General features: G+C 64.1%; 4 protein-coding genes. All 4 read left to right on the top strand.

What is annotated here, in order from left to right; all coding sequences use genetic code 11:
- Positions 1-102 precede the first annotated feature (102 nt).
- Complete coding sequence (locus AC1DUU_RS22295; protein ID WP_476785571.1) at positions 103-1,056, top strand: ABC transporter ATP-binding protein; 954 nt, start codon at positions 103-105, stop codon at positions 1,054-1,056.
- Positions 1,053-2,042: an ABC transporter ATP-binding protein gene (locus AC1DUU_RS22290; protein ID WP_476785570.1), complete on the top strand. Its 990-nt coding sequence runs from the start codon at positions 1,053-1,055 to the stop codon at positions 2,040-2,042. The genes AC1DUU_RS22295 and AC1DUU_RS22290 overlap by 4 nt, the downstream gene beginning before the upstream one ends.
- Before the next feature lie 73 nt (positions 2,043-2,115).
- Entirely contained in the window at positions 2,116-3,474 is a 1,359-nt protein-coding gene (locus tag AC1DUU_RS22285) for a serine hydrolase domain-containing protein (RefSeq protein WP_476785569.1), read from the top strand.
- 163 nt (positions 3,475-3,637) lie between these two features.
- Positions 3,638-5,128, top strand: a complete 1,491-nt coding sequence (locus AC1DUU_RS22280; protein ID WP_476785568.1) for a M81 family metallopeptidase — start codon at positions 3,638-3,640, stop codon at positions 5,126-5,128.
- Positions 5,129-5,196: the final 68 nt, after the last annotated feature.

Genomic DNA, 5,196 nt, shown 5'->3' with positions numbered 1-5,196 from the left:
GCCTGGCCTCGCTGTGGCGCTGACGGTCGTCTTCATCAACCTGTTCGGCGACGCGGTGATCGCTGCGCTCGATGTCCGCGCCAAGTTCAGGGAGGCGTAACGATGCTGCTGGATTTGGAAATGCTGCGGATCAGGTTCGGTGCTTTCTCGCCGGTCGACCAGGTCACGCTGAGCGTCGACCGCGGCGAAATCCTCGGCATCGTCGGCGAATCCGGTTCGGGCAAGTCGTTGACCGCAACCGCGATCATGGGACTTTTGCCACGTATCGGCGGCCAGGTCGCCGCCGGCACCATCCGCTTTGACGGCACCGACCTGGTCGGACTGCCGGAGCGGCAGCTGCGCCGGCTGCGTGGCGGGCGCATCGCGCTGATCACGCAAAACCCGATGACCTCGCTCGACTCCATGATGCGGATAGGGCCGCAGATAGATCAGGCCGCACGCCTCCATCTCGGCCTCGGCCGAAGTGCGGCGCGCGCAAGAAGCCTGGAGCTGATGGCCGATTTACGCATCCCCGACCCTGCCTCGGTCTATGACCTGTTCCCGCACCAGCTCTCCGGTGGAATGAAGCAGCGCATTGTCATTGCCATGGCATTGGCGGGTGACCCCGAGCTGTTGATCGCCGACGAGCCGACAACCGCACTCGACGTCACCGTCCAGGCACAGATCGTGCAGATCCTCGTCGACCTGGTGCGGCAGCGCGGGCTTGGCCTGATCCTGATCACCCACGACATGGGCGTCGTTGCCCAGGCCTGCGACCGGGTCGCCGTGATGTATTGCGGCCGCGTGGTCGAGCTGGCTGAGGTCGATGCGCTGTTTGAGCGCCCGCGGCATCCCTACACACAGGCGCTGATCCGTTGCATCCCCCAACACGACATGGCGCGCGGGACGATGAGCGCCATCCCGGGCGTGGTCCCGAGCGCTGCGGCGCAGCCGCCGGGCTGCCGGTTCAATCCGCGTTGCGCCCGTGCCGCGGACCGCTGCCGCGTCGAAATCCCCGAACTGCGCGTCGGCGCCAGCGGCAATGGCGTGGCCTGCCACGTCGCGGAGGCAGCATGAGCAACCTTCTTACCGTTAATGGGCTCAGCCGCCGTTTCAGCGATGGCGGGCTGTTTCGCAAGCGCAAGGTGTTCCACGCCGTCAGCGATGTCTCGTTCACCTTGAAGCGGGGCCAGATCCTCGGCGTCGTCGGCGAGTCCGGATGCGGCAAGTCCACGCTGGCGCGACTGGTGCTGCGCCTGATCAACCCCAGCGAAGGACAGGTGCAGTTCGACGGTGTCGACATGGCGTCGTTGTCGCGCGGAGACATGCGCCGCCTGCGCCAGCGCATGCAGCTAGTCTTCCAGGATCCCTATTCGGCGATCGATCCACATTACTCGATCCGGGATGCGTTGCTCGAACCGTACCGCGTGCAGGGTGTGAAGCCAAAATCCACTGATGAGACAGTCGCATCGCTGCTCGACATGGTCGGCCTGAACAGTTCGCTTGCAGCAAGCTATCCGCACCAGTTGTCGGGCGGCCAGAAGCAGCGTGTTGGCATCGCCCGGGCACTGGCGCTCAATCCGTCGCTGGTGGTGCTCGACGAGCCGACTGCCTCGCTCGACGTCTCGGTACAGGCGCAGATCGTTGCGCTCTTGGAGCGGCTGCGACAGGAGCTCGGGCTAACTTATCTTTTCATCTCGCACGACCTCGGACTGGTACGCTATTTCTGCGACCAGATCTTGGTCATGTATCTCGGCCGCATCGTCGAGGTGTTGCCGAGTGATGCCGCCCCCGCGCATCCCTACACCCGGGCGCTGCTCGACAGCACCTTCGAGCCCGATCCGAAGCGCCGCCGCTTGATCACGCGGCTCGCCGGCGAAATCCCGAGCGGCTACGACCTGCCGGCCGGCTGCGCCTTCGCCAATCGCTGCCCGAGCGTCACCGATCTCTGCCGCCGGGTGCTCCCGACACTGACGACGCAAGGCAGCGGGCATCAGGCGGCCTGCCATCATCCGCTTACTGCGGTGCGCGAGGTAGCAGTCGAGCAGAGGTCGGTCGCATGAACGCCATCCACAGACACTGCCGCTGCAGGTGCCTTGCACCGTCGCCAACGGCTTTGAAGACCAGGAAATCAGCATGAACTTCACCGAAGAACTCGACCGCTATCTGCAGTCGGAAGTCGACAACAGCCAGGTTCCCGGCCTCGGCGTCGCCATCGTCCACGATGGCGAGATCGTTCACCTCGCGGGCTATGGCCTTGCCAATGTCGAGAACAAGGTGTCGGTGACGCCGGATACGGTTTTCCACTCCGGTTCGACCGGAAAGATGTTCACCTCAGCGTCGGTGATGTTCCTGCTGCAGGACGGCCGCATCAAGCTCGACGACCCGTTGAGCCTCTACATCCCCGAGGGGCCAGAGAGCTGGGCCGGCATCACCATCCGCAACCTGCTGTCGATGATGGCCGGCTTCGGCAATTTCGATATCGTCTTCGCAGCGATGGATGGCGTGCAGGGCGGTGCCGTCCCGCTCAACCTGTGGCAGGACCACAGCGACGAGCAGCTGATCGACCTGGCACGCCGTTCTCCGTTCGAATACCAGCCGGGCCAGGGCTACCAGTACAGCAACACCGGCTATATCCTGGCTGGGCTCGTTGTCGCCCGCGTCTCAGGCAAGCCTTATTACGAGTTGCTGCGCGAGCGGCTGTTCGAGCCGATCGGCATGGCCACGRCGCGCGAGGCCTCATGGTTCGACATCGTGCTGAACCGTGCCGCTGGCCATTGCATCCGCGACGGGCGTCTGGAGAACCGCTACTGGGCGGCGCCCACGCTGCAGCGCACCGGCGATGGCGGGCTCTACTTCTCGCCGCGCGACATCACCCATTGGCTGCTCGAACTGGACAATCCGACAGTGCTGCGCCCCGAAACAATCGCGCTGATGTCCGAGCCGGTGCTGATGACGAACGGCCAGCCGTCATTCAACAACTACGCCCTGGGCTGGCAGAACTCCGCGATCCGCGGCCATCACAAGATCCGGCATGGCGGTACCTGGGATGGCTTCCGARCCGAGATCGCACGGTTTCCTGCGCGAAAGCTGTCGGTCTGCGTCCTCGCCAACATGGATGAAGCCCAGGTCGCACGGATAGGCCAGAAGATCGCCGGGATCGTCGATCCCGCGCTGRCTCCCTACGAGCCGATCGCCGACGGAAACGAAGCTCTGACGAAGCGCGACCACGAGCTCCTGCAAGCCATCGTCGATCGCTGCGCTCCGCGCGGCAGCTTTGCCGAAGAGGCATGGCGGCTGTGGAGCAATGGCTGGTTCGAGCAAATCGCCGCGAGTGGCGTCACGGTGGCCAGAGTGCCGCTCGAGCTTACCCATGATGAAGGCGACGGCGGTGCCAGGCGCTACCGCCTGGAGATGGGCGGCTACCACCTGCATTGGACGATCAGCCGTGACACCGAAGACCGGGTGAGCGAAATGCGCTTCCACATGGAGTAGCCGCTACGGGAGGAGGCCGCTGCCCCGCCGCGAGGCAACCATTCCAAACACGTCAAACCAACTGCTTAGCCTGGTCAGGCACGCGTGTCCCTCGCCCAGGGACACAACGACTACGCGCGCCCGATCGATCCGAAACGCTTGAACGACCATCTGGAGACTGACTATGAGCTTTCGTGTTCTAACCGCAGAATTTGTCCATGAAACCAACACGTTCAGTGTCCGCAAGACGGACTATGATGCGTTCACTGTGGAAGGGGTGCTTATCGGCGACGACGCCATTCGGGCCAGGGGCGAAGCCAACACCGAGATCGGCGGGTTCCTCGACATCGGGCGCAAACATAACTGGGCCATCCAGCACGTGCTGAGCACCGGTGCCGAGCCGGCAGGGCCGGTGACGCGGGATGCATTTGACCGGATCGGCGGCGCCATCGTCCAGGCGGCGGCGGAACGCAAGGGCGAACTCGACGGCATCCTGCTGGGCCTGCACGGGGCAATGGTCACCGACTTTTCGCCGGATGGCGAAGGCGAGTTGCTTGAACGGTTGCGCGCCGTGGTCGGGCCGGAGCTGCCGATCGCCGTCACTCTCGACCCGCATGCCAATGTCACGGCGAAGATGTGCGAGCTCGCCGATATCCTGATCTCGTTCAAGACCTATCCCCATATCGACATGCGCGATATCGCGCGTCACGCCGGCGAGCTGCTGCAGAAGACGATGGCCGGCGAGATCCGCCCCAAAACACTTCTGGCGCGCCGGCCGATGCTGGAGGAGGCTAATGCCGGGCGCACCGATGTCGGACCGATGGTCGAGTGGATCGCCAGGGCGCGCGCCTATGAAGAGACCGCCGGTGCGCTTGCGGTCAGCATCAACGGCGCCTTTCCCAATGCCGATATTCCCGAGGTCGGCCCGACCGTGCTCGTGACCTATGACGGCGATCCGGCTCGGCATCAAAGCTTTGCGGAAAGCATCGCCAACGAGATATGGGATAACCGCTTCAACGTGCTGAACACCTTCTACACGGTGATGCAGGCGGCCGAGATCGCGCATGACTACCGCGGCGACCGCCCGCTGATCATCGCCGACTACGCCGACAATCCCGGGGCAGGCGGCTACGGCGACGCGACGGCCTTGCTTGGAGCCCTGCTGCAAGTGGGCATTGGCGATGCCTGCTTCGGTCCGATCGTCGATCCGGAGACGGCCAACCAGCTTCACTGTGCGACCGTTGGCGACACCGTCCAGCTCAGGCTGGGCGGCAAGACCGATCCGCGGTTTGGCGGCGATCCGCTTGAAGTGACCGGCAAGCTGCTCGTCATCAGCGATGGCAAACTCATCGGCGATGGAGAGCAGCTGGGCGGGCTGGAGTTCTCGTTTGGCCCGACTGCCGTCGTGCAGATCGACGGCATCGCCGTGCTTGTGGTCACCGAGCCGTCGCAGATGCGCGATCTCCAGCAATTCCGGGCATTTGGCATCGATCCGGCGCGTCATCGTGTGGTCGGGCTTAAGTCGATGCAGCATTTCCGGGCAGCCTTCGAGCCCATCGCCGGCAAGGTGATCGTTTGCGACAGCGGCGCGCTCTGCACCATGGACTACTCCAGAATGCCGTATCGCAATGTGTCTCGCCCGATCTTCCCGCTCGACCGCGACATGACACTTTAAGCGCATGGCAACGACAGCAAGGAAACCGATGACCGAGCGACATATCCAACAGGCCGACGTCATTGTGC

It is taken from the genome of Aminobacter sp. P4_H6_2, from assembly GCF_056400805.1.
The sequence above is the reverse complement of the archived record's forward strand: the minus strand, read 5'-3'. Positions and strand labels throughout refer to the sequence as shown.

Coding starts and splice junctions, on each gene's coding strand:
- AC1DUU_RS22290 (WP_476785570.1), top strand. CDS start 1,053: ATGAGCAACCTTCTTACCGTTAATGGGCTCAGCCGCCGTTTCAGCGAT.
- AC1DUU_RS22280 (WP_476785568.1), top strand. CDS start 3,638: ATGAGCTTTCGTGTTCTAACCGCAGAATTTGTCCATGAAACCAACACG.
- AC1DUU_RS22295 (WP_476785571.1), top strand. CDS start 103: ATGCTGCTGGATTTGGAAATGCTGCGGATCAGGTTCGGTGCTTTCTCG.